The sequence below is a fragment of the Micromonospora sp. NPDC048843 genome (assembly GCF_040649965.1).
Lineage (GTDB): Bacteria > Actinomycetota > Actinomycetes > Mycobacteriales > Micromonosporaceae > Micromonospora > Micromonospora hortensis.
The window spans coordinates 46,169-66,866 of sequence record NZ_JBEZGJ010000017.1; the positions used below are offsets into that span (position 1 = coordinate 46,169).

Genomic DNA, 20,698 nt, shown 5'->3' on the forward strand with positions numbered 1-20,698 from the left:
GGCGGGCCGGACTTCTTCGGCTAGTGCTCAGGCGTCAGCACTTGATGGGCGCCAACCCGAAGTTCTCCACAGTCGGAGCGGCGGTGTCGATCCTGGTCTGACGGGTCTGCGGCTTCCAGCCGTCCTTGGCCACGATCATCGTGAGCGGATTGTTGCGGCGGTCCACCCAGTAGGCGTACTTGCCCTCGGCGTCGGTGGCGAAGGTGTACGACGCCGCCCACGAGTCGACCTGCACGACCGCGCCGGCGAGCGGCGCTGTCGCACCCTGGCAGCTGGTGCCGGTGACCGTACCCATGAGCTTGCCCCAGGTCTTCGGGGGGTTCGCGGTCATGGTCACCGCAACCGGCGCCACCGAGTACGGGGTGTTCTCGGAGATCGCGACCGCGCCGGAGTAGGTGCCCGGCTGGTCCACGTTCGCCGTCAGACCGACGGTGACAGTGACCTTCGCACCCGGTGCGAGGGTGACCGCCGACTTGTCGATGGTCATCCAGCTGACGTCGGCGGCCGACTCGGAGCATCCCTCGAAGCCCGGGAGCACCTCGCTCTCCGGAGCCGCGTTGAAGCTGCCGGACGAGCCGCCGATCTTGTAGAAGCCGCACGCCGCGCCGCCGCGGTACCGCGCGGTGTTGGCGTTGGGCAGGTTGGACCACGAACCGGCGGCCGGGTCGAAGGCGAAGCCGGCGTTGCTGATGGCCCCACCCTGCGAGCCACCGACGACGAGGAGCTTGCCGCTGGCGACGGCGTACGAGCTGGCCCAGTTGTCGGCCGGCGCGTCGGCGACGGCGGTCCAGGTGTTGGCGCCCGGGTCGAAGGCGTAGCTGGACTTCTGCGCGACGGAACCATCGTTGCCGCCGGTGCAGTAGAGGACGCCGTCGATCCCGCCACAGGAGGCGAAGGCCACCGACTTCGGGTAGTTGGCCATCGCCTCCCACTTGTCACCGGTCGGGTCGTACCGGACGACGCTGTTCGACATCGGCAGACAGGCCGCCGTCGTGCAGCCACCGACCGCGTACAGCTTGCCGTCGACGACGGCCTGACCGGCCGCGGCCCGCGGTGCCGGGTTGTCGGCCAGTTCCGTCCAGGTGTTGGCCCCCGGGTCGTACGACCAGGTGGCGGAGTCCGGGCCGGCGTCGCCCCAGCCACCGCTGACAATGATCTTGCCGTTCACCACGCCCGCTGTCACTGCGTTACGCGCGCCGGGAAGGTCGGCGATCGCCGTCCAGGTCTGCGCGGCCGGGTCGTAGGCGTAGTTCTTGGTGGTGGAGGCCTCACCGTCGCCGCCACCGATCGAATACACCTTGCCGTCCAGGTTCACCACCCGGTTGTCCATGATCGTGGCCGGGTAGTTGGCGATGTCGGTCCACGGCGCCGCCTGCGGGCCGGCCGCCGCGGCAGCCGCCTTGGCCTCCTTGCCGGACGCCTTGGCGGCGAACGACGTCGGTACGGTGAGCCGCTGCTCCGGCGCGCCGCTGGACCCGAGCACCTGCTGCCGGGTGACAGTGGAACCGTCCGCCCGCAGGAGTTCGAACCCGTTGTCCCGCTCACCGAACTTGACCTCGACCGGCGCGCCGCCGGTGTTGGTCACCGTGAACGTCTTACTCGTCTTGCCGTTGGGCATCTGGAGCGTCGCGCTCAGCTGCGTCGGCGTCACCGCCAGTCGACCGGCCGCGAGCTGGAAGTTCGCGGTGGTCGCCCAGTCGGCCTCGACGTCGACAGGCTTGGTCTGGCTGACGTAGTTGCCGGCGGTCGCCGTGAACGGGTGCTCGCCGGTCAGCGACGAGTAGAGCCAGTAGAAGCCGTCCGCCAGCCCCGGGTCGTCCGGGGTCGCCACTGTGACGGCCTTCTCGGCGGGCCGGTCCTTGCTGGTGACGGTAGCGCCGTTGACGTAGCTGTCGTCGTTCTTGTCGCGGACGTTGCCGACGACCAGACCGCCGTCGACCGGCACGCAGGTGACCTGGCTGCCGATCAGGACGTTGTCGACCTCCCACCACCACTCGTACGAGGCGTCGTAGTAGTGGAACCGAACCTGCACCTGCGCCTGGCCGGCCGCCTGCGGGATCGGAATCTCGGTCAGCTTAGGTCCCCGGACGTCGGTCTCCTGCCGGAGCACGTTGGTCCAGGTGGCACCGCCGTCGATGCTCAGATCCACGTCGGCGGTGTCGTCGTTGAGCTGGTTGAAGTCCTGGTTGAACCGGATGACCGGGGCCGTGACGCTGGTCAGGTCGACCACCGGGCTGACCAGGGAGGTGTCCTGGCTGGTGCCGGCACCGTAGTTGTCGCTGTCGATCATCGCGAAGTTGCCGGTGCCGCCGGTCAGGTTGCCCCGGTCGCCGTCGTCGGTGAACTTCCAGACCTGACCGCTGCCCGCGTTGTCAACGACGGTCCAGCCGGCCGGCGTGGTAGTGGCGTCGAAGGTCTCGTACTCACCGTCGGAGCCGGTCGTGTACCCCGGCGCGGTGGTGCAGACGCTGCTGTCCACCGGCACCGCGACATTGGCGGTGGCGTTGCCCGAGCCGACAACGACCTCCTTGGTGACGGTCTGGTAGCCCGGGTACTGCGGCTCGTACTTCAGGGTGTACGTCTGGCCGGCCGGCAGCTTGATGCTGTAGCGACCGTTCGACGGGGTGGTGTAGTCGTAGACACCGGACACGCCCGTCACTGTCACCTTCGCGTACAACGGCCAGCCGTGGCCGGAGCCGTCGGTGACCGCTCCGCTGACGGTGACACTCGGCACCGCCGTGAGGGCGACGTTGAGCGTCGTGGTGGCACCCTTCGCGACCGTTGCCGTCCTGGTGGTGCTGGCGTACCCGAACGCCGCGACGGCGACCTGGTAGTCGCCGACGGGCAGTTGGGTGGAGAACGTGCCGTCGGCACCGGTGGTCAGCTCACGATCGGACGCGCCGGTCAGCGTCAGTGTCGCGCCGGCGATCGGGGCGCCGGAGGTCGCGTCGGTGACAGTGCCGGCCAGCGTGCCGATGTCGCCGGTCGGGGCGGCGTTGAGCAACGCGAGGGCGTCCAGTCGGCCTTCGCCGTAGACGTTGTTGTCGGCGGCGGTGCCACCACACTGGTCGTCGGCCTTGTCGATCGCGGCGCCGTTGAGCAGCGCGCGGGTCGCGTTGACGTCGCCGACCAGCGACGGTGCCGCCGAGTACAGCAGCGCGATCGCGCCCGCGAGGTGCGGTGAGGCCATCGAGGTGCCGCTGATGCTGCCGTAGGCGCTGCCCGGGATGCTCGACCGGACGTTCACGCCCGGGGCCGAGATGTTGGGCTTGATCTCGCCGTTCTGACCGGCGCCGCGCGAGGAGAAGCCGGCGACGTTGTTGTTGCTGTCGTACGCGCCGGTCGAGTAGTTGCTGACGAGGCTGCCCGGCGAGCCACTGGTCTGGCAGGCCGGCCCGCTGTTGCCGTTGGACCAGGCGCCGAATATCCCGGACGCGGCCCAGGCGTTCGTCACGTCCTCCATGAACGGCTCGTTGGACGGGTCCTGGGTGCCCCAGGAGTTGTTGATGACGTTGGGGCGCTTGCTCGCGTCCGCGTTCTGACCGTTGAGGTCCAGCGGTTCGAGCATCCACTGACCGGATTCGACCAGAGCGGCGTCACTGGGGCAGCAACCGTTCGCCGCGATCCACTTGACCCCGGGGGCGACACCGATCTGGTTCGCGCCGTCGGAGCCGGCCATGGTGCCCATCGTGTGCGTACCGTGGCCATCGTCGTCACAGGGGGCGGTGGCGCAGGCCCCGGTGGCGTTGGCGGCGTTGAACCAGTTGTAGTTGTGGTCGAACGTCCCGTCGCCGTTGTTGCCCCGGTAGGAGTTCACCAGCGCCGGGTGGTTGAACTGCACCCCGGTGTCGATGTTCGCGACGGTGATGCCCTCGCCCTTGACGCCGTACTGGGACCAGACGTCGTCGGCGTTGATGTTGGCGATGCCCCACTCCAAGGCGTTCACCGTCTTCTCGTCGGTGCCCTTGGTCGTCTCCGGCACCTTGTACGCGACCGGCGCGTAGAGGCCCTCGACCTCCGAGTGCCCGGCGAACTTCTTGGCCATCGCCAGCGAACCGCTGTTCACCTTGATGGCGTTGGTGGCCCAGAAGGTCTGGTACTTGGTGCCCGAGCTGTCGAGGTCGGCCCGGATCTTGCCCTGGCTCGCGGCGGCGGTCTTGCGCAGCGCGTCCGCCACCGCCGTACCACGCTTCGACCAGTCAGTGATGGCGCTGGCCTTGCTCAGGTCCGCCCGGTCCTTGAACCGAATCCAGAAGTCCCCTTCACTCTTGGCCTGGAGCTGCTTGGCGAGCTCCGGTCGGATCTTGTCCCCGGTCTGGGCGCCCGCCCCCATCGCACCGCCCGGCGCGGCCTGCGCGCCCGAGCTGATCGTGGCCAAGCATGTCGCGGCGAGGATCGTCGCCGCGCCGGCGCTCACCAGTGATCTGGCCGCGCGCCGCCATTGTGGACGTCTGAACATCGGTGCTGCCTCCCTCAGAACGACCCAGGGTGTAATGGGCCATGGTGAGACCTCCCCCATGCACCGCGCGGGTCACGCCGGTTGCCCGAGTGGACACTATGATCGAGAAGAACGGACGATCAAGAACTTGCCGTGAGCAACTTGTCGCTAAGAGTTGCCCTGGCTGGCGGCACGCTTGCCAATCATTGTCAGAACCGTGACGAGAGCTGGGCAGGGATGCCCATCGATCCCGGGTGGTGCGGTGGCCGAGGACGAGGCAACGGTGAACAGGGGTGATCCGGCCGACGAGCCGTTCCCACTGCTGATCGCGGTGACCCCGTCGCCGGCCGAGCGCATCCGGCTCGCGGAGCTTCTCGACGGCATCGCACCGCTGCTGCTGGTCGCCGACCTCGACGAGCTGCGCCGGCTGATCGCCGCCCCGCAGCAGGTAGCCGTCCCGTCCGAACCGACGCCGGTCGCCGCCCTGGTGATCGACTCGGCCCGCTCCAGCGCCCGCTGCGGGGAACGTGAGATCGACCTCACCCGCCTGGAACACGACCTGCTGACCTGCCTGATCACCGAGCCGGCACGGGTCTGGAGCTACGCCGAGCTGCACCGGTCGGTCTGGGGTGATGAGGGGCGCGAACGCAAGGCGGACGTTCAGTCGCTGGTCAAGCGGCTGCGCCGCAAGCTGCACGACCTGGGCACCGGGGCCACCATCGATGTCGTGCGCGGCGTGGGGCTGCGGCTGACCGATCACCAGCAGGCGCGGGTCGAACGGGCCTGACGGCGACGTCGCATGAACTGATCTCGCCCTGGGTACGCCAGGAAGATCAGCATCAACACAGGCGACAAAGAGCGCTGGTAAGGAGAGTCAGGATGGCATTCCCCAATCCCTCGACCGTGTCCATCGGGCTGAAGAGGGCCGCGCACGTCGGGATCGCGGTGAGTGACCTCGACCGCTCGGTCGCGTTCTATCAGGCCCTGCTCGGCGCGGAACCGGTCGTTCGGGACGAAAGCATGCACGGTGCCGGTTTCGCGCAGTCACAGGGATTGCCGACGACGAAGCTGCGGTACGCCACGTTCAACCTCGACAACCTCGGGATCGACCTGATCCAGTTCCAGGAGCCGGTCGGCGACGCCGCCCAGGTGGCTGCCAACCGGCCCGGCTCGATGCACCTGTGCTTCCACGTGGACGACGTGCGCGCCGTCTACGACCGGATGAGCGAGGCCGGGTTCGAGTTCCTCGGACAGCCGTACACGTTCGCGTCCGGCGAGGTGGAGCCGCCGGCGGCGGTCGGCACCGCTGTCGCGTACTTCAACGACCCGGACGGGACGAACCTGGAGATCATCGCGCCGAAGGGTGGCTTCGCCCGCAGCGAGTGAGCCCACACGGGCGGCGTGGGGTCCGGCCGGGATCGGCCCACCCCATGCCGCCCCCTGAGGGGCAACGGGTCAGATCAGCCCGGCGCGGGCCCACAGCAGACGCCCCGGCCCAGCCACCAGGCCAACGTGCGCCAGGTTGGCGTGTACCCGTGCCGCGGACCAGCGGAGGGTGGCACGCCAGTGCGGGTTGGCGCGGGCAGCGGCCCGACCGACCGCGGGCGGAATGCCCACCGCCGTGTACACGTCGGGATGGATCAGGCGGTTGGCGATCGTGGAGGCGGCGCGACCGACCAACAGCCGGGCGTACGCCATGCCCACCGGACCGGTGGCCGCGACCGCGGCGGTCAGTTCCTCGCGGGCGAACCGGACATGTCGCGCCTCCTCCACCACGTGGATGCGGGAGACCATCCGGATGAGCGGCTGGAGCGACTCGTCCGCCATGATCTCGCGCTGGAACGCGTCGAGGATCTCCTCCGCGATGAGGATCGCGGCGTACATCCGAGGGCCGCTGGCAGTGGCCTTGAGGAAGCGTCCGAGGTGGTGGTCCACAGTGCTGGCGCGGTACACCGGACAACCCATCGCCTCGATGAGCCGGCCGAACATGATGGAGTGCCGGCACTCGTCGGCGACCTCGGTCAACGCGTACTGGGCCTGCCTGCTGGTCGGGTCGGCGCGGTAGTACTCACGGATCAGCATCTGCATGAGGATCGTCTCGAACCACAGCCCGGCGCTGGCCGCGCTGGCCACCTCCTGCTTGGTCAGCTCGACGCGCTGCTCCTCGCTGAGCTGCTCCCACAGTGACGTGCCGTAGAGGCTGCTGCGCTCTGGCGGGAGCCAGTAGGCGCCGGGGGTGTGCGGGGCGTTCCAGTCGATCTCGACGGTGGGGTCGTAGCTGGTCCGCAGTGAGGACGTGAGTAGTCGCTCGGCGACCGCCGCGCGCCCGGTTTCCGCCGCCTCCATGGCTCCTCCATATTGACGTGACGACCAGTAACTGTTACGAGTAGTAGCATGCAATCGCCGCTCACCGATGTCAATGCGCCCGATCCGCCGGCCACGCCCCCCGACGGCAGTCCGAAGGCGAAGGGCAACGGCCGCCGAGACCGCTGGGCAGACCATCGTGAGCAACGACGGCAGCAGTTGGTCGGTGCCGCCGTGCAGGCGCTGCTGCGGCACGGGCCGGAGGTCGACATGGAACAGGTGGCCGCCGCCGCGGGCGTCAGCAAACCGGTCCTGTACCGCTACTTCGCCGACAAGTCGCAGCTCTGGGTAGCGGTCAGCGAGGTGGTGGCGGCCCGGATGGTCGACACCATCGCGCCCGCGATCGAACAGGTCCGCGAAGAACGTGGCCTGGTCGAAGCGACGATCGACGCCTACCTGGGCGTGATCGAGTCGGAGCCGAGGCTCTACCGGTTCCTGATACACCAGTCCGGCGACCCCGGCATCCACCAGGTGATCGCCGGCACCAGCCGGCAGGTGGCCGCCGGGCTCGCCCGGGTGATCGGCGACCGACTACGCACGTTGGGCCTGGACGCCGGTCCCGCCGAGCCCTGGGCGTACGGCCTTGTGGGTTTCGTGCAGGCGGTCGGCGACTGGTGGACCACGCACGGCCAGCCGATCAGCCGGGCCGCCCTCACCGACTACCTGACCGCCCTGCTGTGGAGCGGCATCGAGGGGGTGCGGGCCAGCGCCGACCTGCCGCACGAGCTCACCCGCGCCCACGAGCGGATCGTGCCGTGAGCTACCACGGCCCGGCGGGTATCGAGGGCAGCGCAGTCCGGGTGCACCTCAGCGGGCGGTGGGAGCCGGTCGACGGTCGCTTCCACTGGGGCGGGCGAATCGAGCCCGAGCCACGGGTGGCCCACCTGCTGCGCTCCGGCCGGCGCGACGTCGAGGTGCGCATCGCCGACCGCGTCCGGGCGGCCCGACTGGCCGAGGTCGATCCGTGGGGCGGCGTACGAATCACCGGCGTGGGCGATCCACCCTGGCCGCCGGTGGCCGACACGACTCGCGCGCCCGACTTCACGGAGGAGTGAATGGAGACAGACGTTGCCATCATCGGCGCCGGCTTCGGTGGCCTGGGCGCCGCCATCCGCCTCCAGCGGGCCGGCTTCACCGACTTCCTCGTGTTCGACCGGGGTGAGGACGTCGGCGGCACCTGGCGTGACAACAGCTACCCGGGCTGCGCCTGCGATGTCCCGTCGCACCTCTACTCGTTCTCCTTCGCCCCCAACCCCGGCTGGTCGAACACGTTCTCCAGCCAGCCGGAGATCTGGGACTACCTACGCGGCTGCGTCGACCGCTTCGGGATACGTCCGAGGTTGCGGTTGCGCCACGAGGTGCGGCAGGCGCTGTGGGACGACCAGCGCCAACGCTGGCTGTTGCGCACCTCGGGCGGCGACCACAGCGCCCGGGTCCTGATCTGTGCCGCCGGCCCGCTCAGCGACCCGGCCGTCCCCGACCTGCCCGGGATCGACGAGTTCGCCGGCACCGTGTTCCACTCCGCCCGATGGCGGCACGACCACGACCTGACCGACCGGCGCGTCGCGGTGATCGGCACCGGCGCATCAGCCATCCAGTTCGTGCCACAGATTCAGCCGACGGTCGAGAAGCTGATGCTCTTCCAGCGCACCCCCGCCTGGATCATGCCGAGGATGTCGCGCCGGATCAGCGCTGTCGAGCAGGCCGCGTTCCGCACCGTGCCCGGTGCGCAGCGGGCCGCCCGGGCGGGGCTCTATCTGGTACGCGAAAGCATGGGCCTGGGCTTCCTGCACCCCGCGGTCAACCGCCTCGCCTCGCGCCTGTCAGTTCGTACGCTGCGGCGTCAGGTCCCCGACCCGATCCTGCGGGACAAGCTCACCCCCCGCTACGCGATGGGCTGCAAGCGGGTGTTGATCTCCAACGACTACTGGCCGTCGCTCACCCGAGCGAACGTCGACGTGGTCACCGCCGGCATCGCCCGGATCGTGCCGGACGGTCTCGTCACCGACGACGACGTCCACCACCGAGCGGACACGATCATCCTCGGAACCGGCTTCCACGTCACCGACTCCCCCGTCGTACGGCGCATCCACGGTCGGGGCGGGCGTAGCCTGGGCGACGCGTGGACCCCCAGCATGCACGCGTACCGGGGCACTACCATCGCCGGCTTCCCCAACCTGTTCTTCCTGCTCGGCCCGAACACCGGGCTCGGGCACACCTCGGTGGTGCTGATGATCGAGGCGCAGCTGCATCTGGTGCTCGCGGCCCTGCGTCACATGCGGGCCACTGGCATCCAGGCCATCGAGCCCACCGCGCGGGCGCAACGACGCTGGACCGAGCGGGTCGACCAGAAGATGGCCGGAACCGTATGGCAGACCGGCTGTTCGAGCTGGTACCTCGACGCCACCGGCCGCAACACCACCATCTGGCCGGGCTTCGCCACCAGTTTCCGCATGCGGCTACGCCGGTTCCGCCCGGCCGACTATCAGATCGCCTCGACCGGCAGCACGCCCAACGAATCGGAGCGGGAGCACGCCGATGCGGTATGACCTGGCGGGCAAGACCATGCTCATCACCGGCGCGGCGCGCGGCATCGGGGCGCAACTGGCCCGCGAGGCCGTCGCCCGCGGGGCCCGGGTCGCCCTCGTCGGTCTGGAGGGCGAGCTGCTCGAACAGCTCAGCGCCGACCTCGACGCGCACTGGTACGAGTGTGACGTCACCGATCAAACGGCGTTGGATGCCGCTGTCGCCTCCACTGTGGACCATCTCGGTGGCATCGACGTCGTCGTGGCCAACGCGGGCATCGCGAACCTCGGCACCGTCGCGGTGGGGCCGGTCGACGCGCTGGTCCGTACCGTCGAGGTGAACCTCTGTGGCGCGATCCGCACTGTCAGCGCGGCGCTGCCTCACGTCACCGCCGCCCGTGGCCACGTCCTGATCGTCTCGTCGGCTGCCGCTTTCACGGCGATGCCCGGGATGGCCGCCTACTGCGCGTCCAAGGCCGGCGTGGAGCAGTTCGCCAACGTGCTGCGCCTGGAGACACGCTCACGCGGCGTCACAGTCGGCACGGTGCATCCGATCTGGATCGACACCGACCTGGTCCGCGACATCCGTGACGACCTGGCGTCGTTCCGCACCGCGCTGCGCCGGTTGCCGTGGCCGCTGTCCACAGTCGTGCCCGTCGAGCAGTGCGTCGAGGCCCTGCTCCGCGGCATCGAGCGCCGCAAGCGCAAGGTGTACGTGCCGCGGTCGCTCGCCCTGGTCCAGGCGCTGCGGCCGGTGGTGCTGAGCGGCCTCTCGGACGCGTTGATCACCCGGTTCGGCGGCCAGACCATGGTCGGCCAGATGGAAGACGAGGTACGCCAGCTCGGGCGTTCCTTTGGCAGGACGTCGGTGGGAGAGCGGTCATGAGCATTCATTTCCGACGTGCGGGCAGCGGAGAGCCGCTCGTGCTCATCCACGGCATCGGTCACCGCCATCAGGCGTGGGAGCCGGTGTTCGACCGGCTCACCGCCCACCACGAGGTGTTCGCGCTGGACCTGCCCGGCTTCGGGAACTCCCCGGTGCCCGGCACCGGCATGCCCGCCGACATGGCCGCCACAGTGGCCGGGGTCCTGCCGGCGCTGACCGAGTGGGGGCTGGAGCGTCCGCACGTCGCCGGCTACAGCCTCGGCGGGGCGATCGCCCTGGAGCTTGCCGCCACCGGGGCTGTCGCCTCGGCCACCGCCTTCTCCCCCGCCGGCTTCTTCACACCGGCGGAGCGCCGACGGGCGCTGGCCATCCTCCGGCTGCTGCGGGCCAACTCGCACCTGCCCACCACGGTCATGCGGGTCGCACTGCGCTCGGCGTACCTACGGGCGTTGTGCTTCGCGCCGCTGATGGCCCGCCCGACGCTGCTGGATGTCGAGCGCGCGCTGGGCGACGCGCTCGCCCTGCGACGCGGCGTCGGCTTCAACGCCGTGGCCCGGGCCGCCCGCGACTATCGCTTCGACTGCCCTCGGCTGTCCGACGCGACGGTGCCGGTGACCATCGGCTGGGGGGACTGCGACCGGATATTCGGCGTCCACCAGGCCGAGCGCGCCCGGGCCGGCCTGCCGGCGGCGCGGGTCGTGACGCTTCCCCGTTGCGGGCACGTGCCGATGAGCGACGACCCGGACCTGGTCGCCGCGCTCATCCTGGAGACCACCGGCGCCGTGCCCCGCACCGAGCGACCGGACCAGTCGGTACGCGTCCAGGTCACGAGTCAGGAAGATCACTTCACACTCTAAAAACTTGCAGGCTGTGCAAGTTCGCTCCTAATCTCGCCGGCGTGACCGACACCGACCACGCTGCGCCCGGACGTCGCGACCGCAAGAAGGCGCAGACGCGGGCCGCGCTGACCGCCGCCGCGCTGCGGCTGGTCGCCGAACGCGGCCTGGAGCACGTCACTGTGGAAGAGATCAGCGAGGCCGCGGACGTGTCCTCACGGACCTTCTTCAACTACTTCACCTGCAAGGACGAGGCCCTCACCGACGACCCTGCACTCGACGGCAACCCGGTCGTGGCGCGACTGGCAGCCGCCCCGGCGCAGGTGTCGGCGTTGCAGGCGGTGCGGGTCGCCCTCGACGAGTCGATCGACTCGATCCAGGCCGACCGGGAGTTGTGGCGGCTGCGACTGACTGTCATCGCCCAGAACCCCGCACTGCTGCCCCGGCTGGTGGCCGGCAACAGCGCGACCGAGCAGGCAATGGTCACGGTCGTCGCCACCCGCCTCGGCGTCGGCCTCGACCACGGGCACCCTCCGCTGGTCGTCGCTGTCGCCGGTGCCGCCTTCCGCACCGCGATGCTGCGCTGGGCCGCCGGCGACGACGCCCGGCCCCTGCACGACTTCGTCGACGAGGCGTTCGCCGCGATCGCCGCCGGCCTGCCGGATCCGCCGTCCCCCTCCTGACCCGCAGGTCCCCGCCCCGCCGCATCAGCTCCGGGGCCAGCCACTGCGCCACAAACCCGACAAGGGAGCGTCAATGACCACCACCGTCCCGCCCGCCGACACCGCCGACGTCGGCACGCGCATGTCGCGTCGGGAGGTTCTGCAGGCCCTCTCCGGCCTGATGGTCGGCATGTTCGTGTCCATCCTCGCCTCCACTGTGGTGGCGAACGCGCTGCCGCGGATCATCGCGGATCTGAACGGCAGCCAGACCGTCTACACGTGGATCGTCACCAGCGAACTGCTCGCCATGACGGCGACGGTGCCGCTGTGGGGCAAGATGGCCGACCTGTACAGCAAGAAGCTGCTGATCCAGTTGTCGCTGGGACTGTTCGTTGTGGGTTCACTCATCGCGGGCTTCACGCCGAACGTCGAGGTTCTGCTGCTCAGCCGTGTCGTCCAGGGCATCGGCGCCGGCGGCATGACCGCGCTGGCCACGATCGTCATGGCGGCGATGATCCCGCCGCGTGAGCTGGGCCGCTACGCCGGTATCTTCGGCGCGGTCTTCGGTGTGGGCACCATCGCCGGTCCGCTCATCGGCGGCCTGCTCGTCGACACGTCGTGGCTGGGCTGGCGGTGGTGCTTCCTGATCGGCGTCCCGTTCAGCATCATCTCCATCGCCCTTCTCCAGCGCACCCTGCACCTGCCGGTCGTCCGTCGCAAGGCGAAGATCGACTGGTTGGGCGCCCTGCTCATCACCTCGGGCGTCTCCACGCTGCTGATCTGGTCGTCCCTGGCCGGCAACAAGTTCGACTGGGCCTCCGGCTGGACCGCGGTGATGGTCATCGGCGGTCTGGTTCTGCTGGCGCTGGCCGTGGTCGTCGAGTCGCGGGCGGCGGAGCCGATCGTCCCGCTGAGCATCTTCCGCAACCGCACCGTCTCCCTGGCCACCATCGCCAGCGTGCTGGTCGGTGTCGCGATGTTCGGCGGCACCGTCTTCCTGTCCCAGTACTTCCAGATCTCGCTGGGCAAGTCGCCCACCGTCGCGGGCCTGATGAGCCTTCCGATGATCTTCGGTCTGCTCGTCTCGTCGACGGTGGCCGGTCAGCTCATCACGAAGTACGGCCGCTGGAAGGCGTACCTGGTGGCCGGCGCCGCGGTGATGACCGTCGGAATGCTGCTACTCGGCACCATCGACGCCGATACCAGCGTCGTCGTGCTGTCGATCTACATGGCCGTGCTGGGCGTCGGCGTCGGCATGCTCATGCAGAACCTCGTGCTCGCCGCGCAGAACGACGTGCCGGCGCACGAACTCGGTGCCACCACCTCCGTGCTGACGTTCTTCCGCAGCATGGGCGGAGCGATCGGAGTCAGCGCCCTCGGCGCGGTCCTGGCGAGTCGGGTGACCTCGCTGACTACCGAACGGCTCGGCCCGGCGGCGACCGCCGGCGGTGGCTCCGCCGAGGTGCCCGACCTGTCCACCCTGCCCGAGCCGGTGCTGCGCATCGTCCAGGACGTGTACGGCATCGCCACCGCTGACCTCTTCCTGGTCGGCGCGCCGATCGCGCTGCTCGCGCTGATCGTCGTGCTGTTCATCAAGGAGAAGCCGCTGCACACCCTCAGCGGGGACGAACGACGCGCCCAGGAGGAGGCAGCGGCAAAGGCCGCGATCCACTGAGCCGTACGCCAGCAGAGCGGGGGCGGGCCGGTTGGCCCGCCCCCGTTTCCGCGTTTCTCGGTAACGACCTGGCGCGAACTCATCGCCACGTAACGTGAGATTGAGCCGGTCAACGGCTGACGCCAGACGTGCGCCGGGCCGCCACTGCGGCGGCGCCCCTCGGCCAACTGCCGGGTCGGACAGCTCGGCAACGTCGCGGCCTACTCAGCCGCAGGAGGTGTGGACGATGCCCATGCTGTCGGTCTTCGATCCTCGGCACACTGTCGCTCCCCCGGGATACAGCCGCTGGCTCATCCCGACCGCGGCACTGGCCGTGCACGTGTGCATCGGCCAGGTCTACGCGACCAGCGTCTACAAGAACTCCCTCATCGCGCACTTCGACGTCAGCCAGACGGCAATCGGGGCGATCTTCAGTATCGCCATCGTCATGCTGGGCTCGTCGGCGGCGGTGGGTGGCCGTTGGGTGGAGCGGAACGGACCGCGCCGGGCGATGTTCGTCTCGGCGTGCTTCTGGGCCGTCGGGTTCCTGGTCGGCGCGCTCGGCATCGCGACCCAACAACTCTGGCTCCTCTACCTCGGATACGGCGTCATCGGCGGCATCGGGCTCGGCATCGGCTACATCTCGCCCGTCTCCACACTGATCAAGTGGTTCCCGGACCGCCCCGGCCTCGCCACCGGGCTCGCCATCATGGGGTTCGGCGGCGGCGCCCTGGTCGCCGGGCCGCTCGCGCGCCAACTGCTCTCCCTCTACGACTCCGGCTACAACCCCAACAACCCGGCCGCCGTAGCGTCGGGACATGCCCTCGTGGCGCTCTTCGTCACGTTCGGCATCGGCTATTTCGTGATCATGATGTTCGGCCCGTTCAACGTCCGGGTTCCGGCACCGGACTGGCGGCCCGCCGGGTTCGACCCCGCGAGCGTCGCCGCCCGGCCTCTGGTGACGACGGCCAGCGTGTCCGCGTCGAACGCCGTGCGCACCCGGTCGTTCTGGTTGCTGTGGATCGTGCTGTTCTGCAACGTCACAGCGGGCATCGGCATCCTGGAGCAGGCAAGCCCGATGATCCAGGACTTCTTCCGGGACAACGGGACCGCCACCACGGTCTCGGTGACGGCGGCGGCCGGTTTCGTGGGAGTGCTGTCGCTGTTCAACATGGCGGGGCGGTTCGTCTGGTCGACGACGTCCGACCTCATCGGCCGCAAGCCCATCTACATGGTCTACCTCGGCGTCGGCATGGTGCTGTACCTGCTGCTCGCCGTGGCCGGGCACTCCGCTACCGCTGTCTTCGTGCTGATCGCCGCAGCGATCATCTCCTTCTACGGCGGCGGCTTCGCCACCATGCCCGCCTACCTGCGTGACCTGTTCGGCACCTTCCAGGTCGGGGCCATCCACGGCCGGATCCTCACCGCCTGGTCGGCCGCGGGTGTCGCCGGCCCGCTGATCGTCAACGGAATCCTCGACACGCAGGGCAAGCCCGGCACCCTCACCGCTGCGGCGTACCGGCCCGCGCTGTTCACAATGGTCGGCATCCTCGCCATCGGGTTCATCGCGAACCTGCTGGTGCGTTCCGTGCCCGAGCGGTTCCATGAACCGAACCGAGGGCCGACCTCGCCAGTGGCGAAGGCCACCGTCACCGAGCCGGTCGCTCTCGGGCGGGACAGCCAGCCGCCGGCGCCGCCGCGCGTCGGTAACCAGACCGGACGGCTCTGGTTGTCGTGGCTGCTGGTCGCGGTGCTACTCGGGTACGGCATCGTCCAGACCGCCATCACCGCCGCGAAGCTGTTCACCGGCTGACGCGCGGCGGCCAGACCGCCTGCGCCGAAACCGAAGGCGCCCCTCCTTGAAGGGGCGCCTTCCGTCTCGCCGATCCGCTCAGAGCGGGGTCGCCGACCGCTTCTCGTCGAGCCGCTCCCGTTGTGGCACGACCGTGTACTTCGGATCGCGGGCGGACACCCGTCCCGCCTCGAAGACGCCGAACCGGGTGGCGACCGACGATGCCACGAGGGCGGCGCCGGAGATCGCCGCCAGGACCCGGCTGCGTCGGCTGACCAGCGCGGTGGCGGTGCCCACGGCGAGCAGAGCGCGTCCCGCCTTGACCAGCCGGCCGCTGCGTCCGTGCGTGTAGGGCTCGCTGGTGAGGCCCTGCCGCTCCAGTTGGTGCCCTCCGCCAAACTCGATGGCCGCGGCGGCCAGCGCGAGTCGTCGTAGTGGGGCGGTCTCCGCGGCCGGTGCCGCGATCAGTCCGACCCCGGACGCGGCGGCGAGCGCGCTGCCGGCGAAGACGAACGGCAGCGACGGGTAGGCGTCGTGCCAGGACGGCACCGCCGTGTCGGCGAGCAGCACCCCGGTGTACGTGGCCAGCGCCGGCGCGGTGGCCGCGGCGGCCAGGCCGGCGACGTTGCCGATGGGCGGTGCGATCCGACGGGCGAGGCCGAGCACACCGTGCTGCGGAAGGAGCGGTGCGAGCTCGGCGACCGCTGCCACGCCGGCCAGCGGGCCGAACGCGGCGAGAATCCAGGTGCCGACCGACATCGGCGAGGTCACCTTGGCCACCCGGAGCATGTGGTGGAACCGGTCCGGCCGGCCGAGGTCGTGCACCAGCAGGTACGTGCTGGCGGCGACGCCGCCGAGAGCCGTCCAACGGCCCACAGTGCGCAGCCCGGGGCGTCCGGTCAGTTGGGCGCCCGCGCCGATCAGCGCACTGCCGGCGGCAAGGCCTCCGGTGAACAGGTAGCCGGCGATGTCGTACTTCCACACCGGCGGCTTCAGTACCGGTCGGCCGTAGTAGGAGGCGAAGTCGGCCGCCGGCACCGTGAGCTGCTCGCCACTGCGCGTCATCGCCGCCTGCCCAGGAACGCGACCGCGGTGGCGACCGCCATCGTCATCGCCGCCAGGCCGGCACGCTTCCACATGGCCGGCAGGTCCCGGGTGGTCACTATCGGGTCCGGTGGCAGCCCGTACACCTCGGGTTCGTCGAGGAGCAGGAAGAACGCCCCGTCACCGCCCACGCCGTCGTTCGGGTCGTGCCCGTACAACCGCGCCTCCGGCACGCCCCGCTCATGCAGCTTCGCCACCCGCGCGGCGGCCCGCTCCCGCAACTCGTCCAGTTCCCCGTACTGGATCGACTCCGTCGGACACGCCTGCGCACACGCCGGCGTCATGCCCGCACCGAGCCGGTCGTAGCACAGCGTGCACTTCCACGCCCGACCGTCGTCCTTACGCTGATCGATCACCCCGTACGGACACGCCGAGATGCAGTACCCACACCCGTTGCAGATGTCCTCCTGCACCACCACTGTGCCGAACTCGGTCCGGAACAGGGAACCTGTCGGGCAGACATCCAGGCAGGCCGCGTGCGTGCAGTGCTTGCAGACGTCCGACATCATCAACCAGCGGAAATCCGTGCGCTCCTCCGCGCCCGAGCCCTTCCCCGGCGGCTGCGCACCCGGCATCCCCAGAAACTCCGGCCCGCCCGACATGCGGGCCGCCGCGGCGGGCGAGCCGGTGTCCAGGCCGGGGTCCGTTCCGGTGTCGGTGCTGGTACGCGCGCCGACCGCCGCCGTCACCGGGCTGATCGCCGGCCCGTCCGGGTCCCCCGCGAACGCCGGGGTCGCCCAGCCGGCCGAGCGGGGCTGCTCCACGAACGCGACGTGCCGCCAGGAGTTGGCGGTCAGCGCGCCCGTGTTGTCGTACGACATGCCCAGCAGGTCGAGCCCACTCTCGGGGACGCCGTTCCACTCCTTGCAGGCCACCTCGCACGCTTTGCATCCGATGCAGACGCTGGTGTCGGTGAAGAACCCCATCCGCGGTGGCGGGTTCTCGTAGCCGGCGTCCGGCGCGGGGTCCAGCGGCCCGTACAGGGCGTTGGCGTGGGGCATGGGTCAGACCTCCTGGTCCGGGCCGCTGTCGGCGGAGTCGGTCGTGACCTGCGGTGGGTAGTGCGGGCTGAGGTCGCCGGACCGTCGCCGGTAGTCGACGACGAGAGCCAGCAGCTCGGCGCCCTTCGGGCGTCGCCCGGGACGGACGTCGCAGGTGCCGACCTTGCTCTCCTGGATCAGCACGTTCGGGTCCAGGCTGATGCCGAACAGATCGTTGGCCGAGTCACCGGTGACAAGGCCCTCGAAACCGAAGTGGTACGGCAACCACACCTGGTGGATGATCCGACCGTCCACTCGCAGCGGGGTGAGCCGATCGGTCACCAGCACCTTCGCCTCGATCACCGCACGGCCGCTGACCAGGTGTGCCCAGCCCAGATGCGTCAGCCCGACCTCGCCGGCCAGGGCCGGGGACACCTCGACGAACATCTCCGGTTGCAGCTCGGCCAGCGGTGACACCGTCCGGCTCATCGCACCAGCGGTGTGGTGCTCGGTGAGCCGGCTGACAGTGAACACGTACGGGAACACCTGACCGTGCTCCTGCGGCGGGCTCGGGTTCACCGAGTTCACCGGGTGTGCGTACATCTTGCGGGTCGGGTTGGCCTGCTGTCGGTAGAGCGGGTTGCGCACCGGCGACTCCACCGGCTCGTAGTGCGTCGGCAGCGGCCCGTCCAGGACACCGCTGGGCGCGTACAGCCAGCCCTTGCCGTCGCCCTGCATGACGAACGGGTCGTCGCCCGCGATGCCCTCCGGCCCGGACGCGCCGGCCGGCGGCCGGTACGACGGTGGCTTGGTCTTCTCGAAGTCCGGCACGTCGTAACCGGTCCACTCGGCCTTCTCCGCATCCCACCACACGTAACGCTTGCGCTCGGACCACGGGTTGCCGTCCGGGTCGGCGGAGGCACGGTTGTAGAGGATGCGCCGGTTCGCCGGCCACGCCCAACCCCACTCGGCGGCCACCCAGTCCTGCTCGTGCCGGGACTTGCGCCGGGCCGCCTGGTTCACCCCGTCGGCGTACACCCCGCTGTAGATCCAACAACCGATCGCAGTGGAGCCGTCAGCGCGGGCCTCGGCGAAACCGGACAGCGGGCTGCCGGTCGCCACGTCGTACCCGTTGATCTCGCGCAGCACCGCCTCGGCGCTCGGCTCCGCGTACGGACCGTGCGTGGGGTAGTCCCAGGTGAGGTCGAGCAACGCGCGGTCGCGCGGCAGCGGCGAGTCGGCCAGCTTCTCCCGCAGTTTGCGACCCAGGTGATAGAAGAACCACAGCTCGGAGCGGGCGTCGCCCGGCGGCTCGACGGCCTTTTCCCGCCACTGCAACAACCGCTGCGTCTGGGTGAACGTGCCCTCCTTCTCCACATGCGAGGCGGCGGGCAGGAAGAACACCTCCGTGCGGCACTCCTCCGGCACGATTTCCCCGGTGGCGACCTCCGGGCCGTTCTGCCAGAAGGTCGCGCTCTCGATCATGAACAGGTCCCGGACCACCAACCAGTCGAGGTTGGCCATCCCGAGCCGCTGCGCGCGACCGTGCGCGGAGCCGACCGCCGGGTTCTGCCCGAGCAGGAAGTACCCCTTGATCTTCCCGTCGATCATGTTGAGCACCTGCTGGTACGTGCCGTGATCACCGGTCAGCCGGGGCAGGTAGCCGTAGCAGAAGTCGTTCTCCGGCGTCGCCGCGTCACCCCAGTACGCCTTGAGCAGGCTGGCGGCGAACGACCGCGCGTTACCCCAGAACCCCTTCTGCCCCGGATGGCGAATGCTGTCCACCCACTCGTCGAAGCTCGGGTGTTCGGCGTGGTGCGGCATCGGCAGATAACCGGGCAGCAGATTGAACAGCGTCGGAATGTCGGTCGAGCCCTGGATGCTGGCGTGGCCACGAAGCGCCATCACCCCGCCACCCGGGCGGCCCATGTTGCCCAGCAACAGCTGGATGATCGCGCCGGTGCGGATGTACTGCACACCCACACTGTGCTGCGTCCAGCCGACTGAGTAGATCAGCATGCCGGTGCGGTCCCGGCCGGAGTTCGCCGTCCACGCCCGCGCCAACTCCAGGAACTGCGCCTGCGAAATGCCGCAGACCCGCTCGACCATCTCCGGGGTGTAACGGGCGAAGTGTCGCTTGAGAATCTGATAGACGCAGCGCGGATGCTGCAACGTCTCATCGCGCCGGGTCTGCCCGCCCACCGGCGCGCCGTGCGACTCGTGCGTCAGCCCCGCGGCGCTGTCCCGCTCCTGCTCGGTGTGCCCACTGCCCGACGAGTCCTCGTGCCCCTCGTACTGCCAACTGTCCTGCACGTAGGTGCCGGTCGCCGGGTCGAAGCCGGAGAAGAAGCCGTCGCCGTCCTCGGTGTCGCTGAACTCCTCGCTGACGATCGTCGCCGCGTTGGTGTACGCGAGCACGTACTCCCGGAAGTCCAACTCGTTGTCCAGGATGTAGCGCACCACCCCACCGAGCAGCGCGATGTCGGTGCCCGCCCGGATCGGCAGGTACTCGTCAGCGACCGCACTCGTCCTGGTGAACCGTGGATCGACGTGGAAGACCTTCGCACCCTTGCGTTTGGCCTCCATCACCCACTGGAAACCCACCGGGTGCGCCTCAGCCATGTTCGAACCCTGGATGACGATCACGTCAGCGTTGGCGATGTCCTGCTGGAAATCCGTCGCACCGCCACGACCGAAGCTGGCCCCCAGACCGGGGACGGTGGCGGAGTGTCAAATGCGGGCCTGGTTCTCGATCTGCAGCGCCCCCATCGCGGTGAACAACTTCTTGATGAGGTAGTTCTCCTCGTTGTCCAGCGTCGCCCCACCCAGACTGGAGATACCCAGCGTCCGGTTGAGCGGCCGGCCCTGCGTGTCGACGTCCTCCCAGGTCTGCTCGCGGGCGGCGAGGATCCGGTCGGCGATCATGTCGAGCGCGGTGTCGAGCTCCAGATCCTCCCACTGCGTCGAGTACGGCCGGCGGTAGCGGACCGTTGTCTGCCGCAGCGGACTGGTAACCAGGCTCTTGCTCGCCGAACCCTTCGGGCAGAGCCGACCCCGCGAGATCGGACTGTCCGGATCACCCTCGATCTGACTGACCTGCCCGTCCTTCACGAACACCCGCTGACCACAACCCACAGCGCAGTACGGGCAGACCGACCGGGCGACGCTGTCGGCGGTATCGGTACGGGCGGTGAGCGCGCGGGACCCGTCGGACTTCGCCGCGGCACCCCGGCCCAACGGGTCCGTGCCGGTGAGCTGGCGATAGACCGGCCAACCCTCGATAAAGGTCCGTAGACCCAACCCCGACACCCCCTCCCACGCGAGCGACCCTCTGAAGATAGGTCAACTGAGACAGGTTCGCGAACCCGGGGATGCAGACAGCGCCGCCCCCAGCCTTGCCGGCGTTCCCGAGCGTCCGACAGTGGACGGGCTCGAGGAGGGCTGGGCACGCCGCTGG

15 protein-coding genes are annotated in these 20,698 nt (G+C 69.7%); 10 read left to right on the forward strand and 5 right to left on the reverse strand.

The features are described 5' to 3' along the window. Positions 1-34 precede the first annotated feature (34 nt). Positions 35-4,459, reverse strand: a complete 4,425-nt coding sequence (locus AB0C20_RS06730; RefSeq protein WP_357567543.1) for a S8 family serine peptidase — start codon at positions 4,457-4,459, stop codon at positions 35-37. Positions 4,460-4,700: 241 nt separating this feature from the next. Between AB0C20_RS06730 and AB0C20_RS06735 the strand changes: the two genes are divergently transcribed. Then, positions 4,701-5,225 carry a winged helix-turn-helix domain-containing protein gene (locus AB0C20_RS06735; protein ID WP_238682553.1) on the forward strand — a complete coding sequence of 175 codons (525 nt, stop codon included), beginning with the start codon at positions 4,701-4,703 and terminating at the stop codon, positions 5,223-5,225. Positions 5,226-5,317: 92 nt separating this feature from the next. After that, positions 5,318-5,824 carry a VOC family protein gene (locus AB0C20_RS06740; RefSeq protein WP_357567544.1) on the forward strand — a complete coding sequence of 169 codons (507 nt, stop codon included), beginning with the start codon at positions 5,318-5,320 and terminating at the stop codon, positions 5,822-5,824. Between the two features lie 69 nt (positions 5,825-5,893). Here AB0C20_RS06740 and AB0C20_RS06745 read toward each other — a convergent pair whose 3' ends face one another. Further along, a complete protein-coding gene (locus tag AB0C20_RS06745; protein WP_357180085.1) occupies positions 5,894-6,784 on the reverse strand; it encodes a diiron oxygenase in 891 nt (296 codons plus the stop codon). A gap of 48 nt (positions 6,785-6,832) precedes the next feature. Here AB0C20_RS06745 and AB0C20_RS06750 point away from each other — a divergent pair, with 48 nt between their 5' ends. From AB0C20_RS06750 to AB0C20_RS06785, 8 genes are all read left to right on the forward strand, one after another. Then, positions 6,833-7,561, forward strand: coding sequence for a TetR/AcrR family transcriptional regulator (locus tag AB0C20_RS06750; protein ID WP_357180082.1), 729 nt, complete (start codon positions 6,833-6,835; stop codon positions 7,559-7,561). Continuing rightward, positions 7,558-7,857 carry a DUF4873 domain-containing protein gene (locus tag AB0C20_RS06755; protein ID WP_357180079.1) on the forward strand — a complete coding sequence of 100 codons (300 nt, stop codon included), beginning with the start codon at positions 7,558-7,560 and terminating at the stop codon, positions 7,855-7,857. Before AB0C20_RS06750 ends, AB0C20_RS06755 begins: the two co-directional genes overlap by 4 nt. After that, a complete protein-coding gene (locus tag AB0C20_RS06760) occupies positions 7,858-9,351 on the forward strand; it encodes an NAD(P)/FAD-dependent oxidoreductase (protein ID WP_357180076.1) in 1,494 nt (497 codons plus the stop codon). It abuts the gene before it with no gap. Next, complete coding sequence (locus AB0C20_RS06765; protein WP_357180074.1) at positions 9,341-10,213, forward strand: SDR family oxidoreductase; 873 nt, start codon at positions 9,341-9,343, stop codon at positions 10,211-10,213. Before AB0C20_RS06760 ends, AB0C20_RS06765 begins: the two co-directional genes overlap by 11 nt. Continuing rightward, on the forward strand, positions 10,210-11,070 hold the full coding sequence (locus AB0C20_RS06770; protein ID WP_357180071.1) for an alpha/beta fold hydrolase: 861 nt from the start codon (positions 10,210-10,212) through the stop codon (positions 11,068-11,070). Before AB0C20_RS06765 ends, AB0C20_RS06770 begins: the two co-directional genes overlap by 4 nt. 41 nt (positions 11,071-11,111) lie before the next feature. Further along, the gene (locus tag AB0C20_RS06775; protein WP_357180068.1) at positions 11,112-11,732 is read left to right on the forward strand and encodes a TetR family transcriptional regulator; all 621 of its coding nucleotides are present in this window, start codon (positions 11,112-11,114) and stop codon (positions 11,730-11,732) included. Positions 11,733-11,805: 73 nt separating this feature from the next. After that, complete coding sequence (locus AB0C20_RS06780) at positions 11,806-13,386, forward strand: MDR family MFS transporter (RefSeq protein WP_357180065.1); 1,581 nt, start codon at positions 11,806-11,808, stop codon at positions 13,384-13,386. 232 nt (positions 13,387-13,618) lie between these two features. Further along, positions 13,619-15,178 carry an OFA family MFS transporter gene (locus tag AB0C20_RS06785; RefSeq protein ID WP_238682613.1) on the forward strand — a complete coding sequence of 520 codons (1,560 nt, stop codon included), beginning with the start codon at positions 13,619-13,621 and terminating at the stop codon, positions 15,176-15,178. Positions 15,179-15,256: 78 nt separating this feature from the next. On the opposite strand, the gene nrfD is transcribed toward AB0C20_RS06785, so the two are convergent. Genes nrfD through fdh form a run of 3 tightly spaced genes read right to left on the reverse strand, consistent with a single transcriptional unit; the run spans position 15,257 to position 20,541 of the window. After that, the gene (gene nrfD, locus AB0C20_RS06790; RefSeq protein ID WP_357180061.1) at positions 15,257-16,222 is read right to left on the reverse strand and encodes an NrfD/PsrC family molybdoenzyme membrane anchor subunit; all 966 of its coding nucleotides are present in this window, start codon (positions 16,220-16,222) and stop codon (positions 15,257-15,259) included. Continuing rightward, complete coding sequence (locus tag AB0C20_RS06795; protein ID WP_357180058.1) at positions 16,219-17,262, reverse strand: 4Fe-4S dicluster domain-containing protein; 1,044 nt, start codon at positions 17,260-17,262, stop codon at positions 16,219-16,221. The genes nrfD and AB0C20_RS06795 overlap by 4 nt, the downstream gene beginning before the upstream one ends. 3 nt (positions 17,263-17,265) lie before the next feature. Continuing rightward, positions 17,266-20,541 carry a formate dehydrogenase gene (fdh, locus tag AB0C20_RS06800; protein WP_357567545.1) on the reverse strand — a complete coding sequence of 1,092 codons (3,276 nt, stop codon included), beginning with the start codon at positions 20,539-20,541 and terminating at the stop codon, positions 17,266-17,268. Between the last annotated feature and the right edge of the window lie 157 nt (positions 20,542-20,698).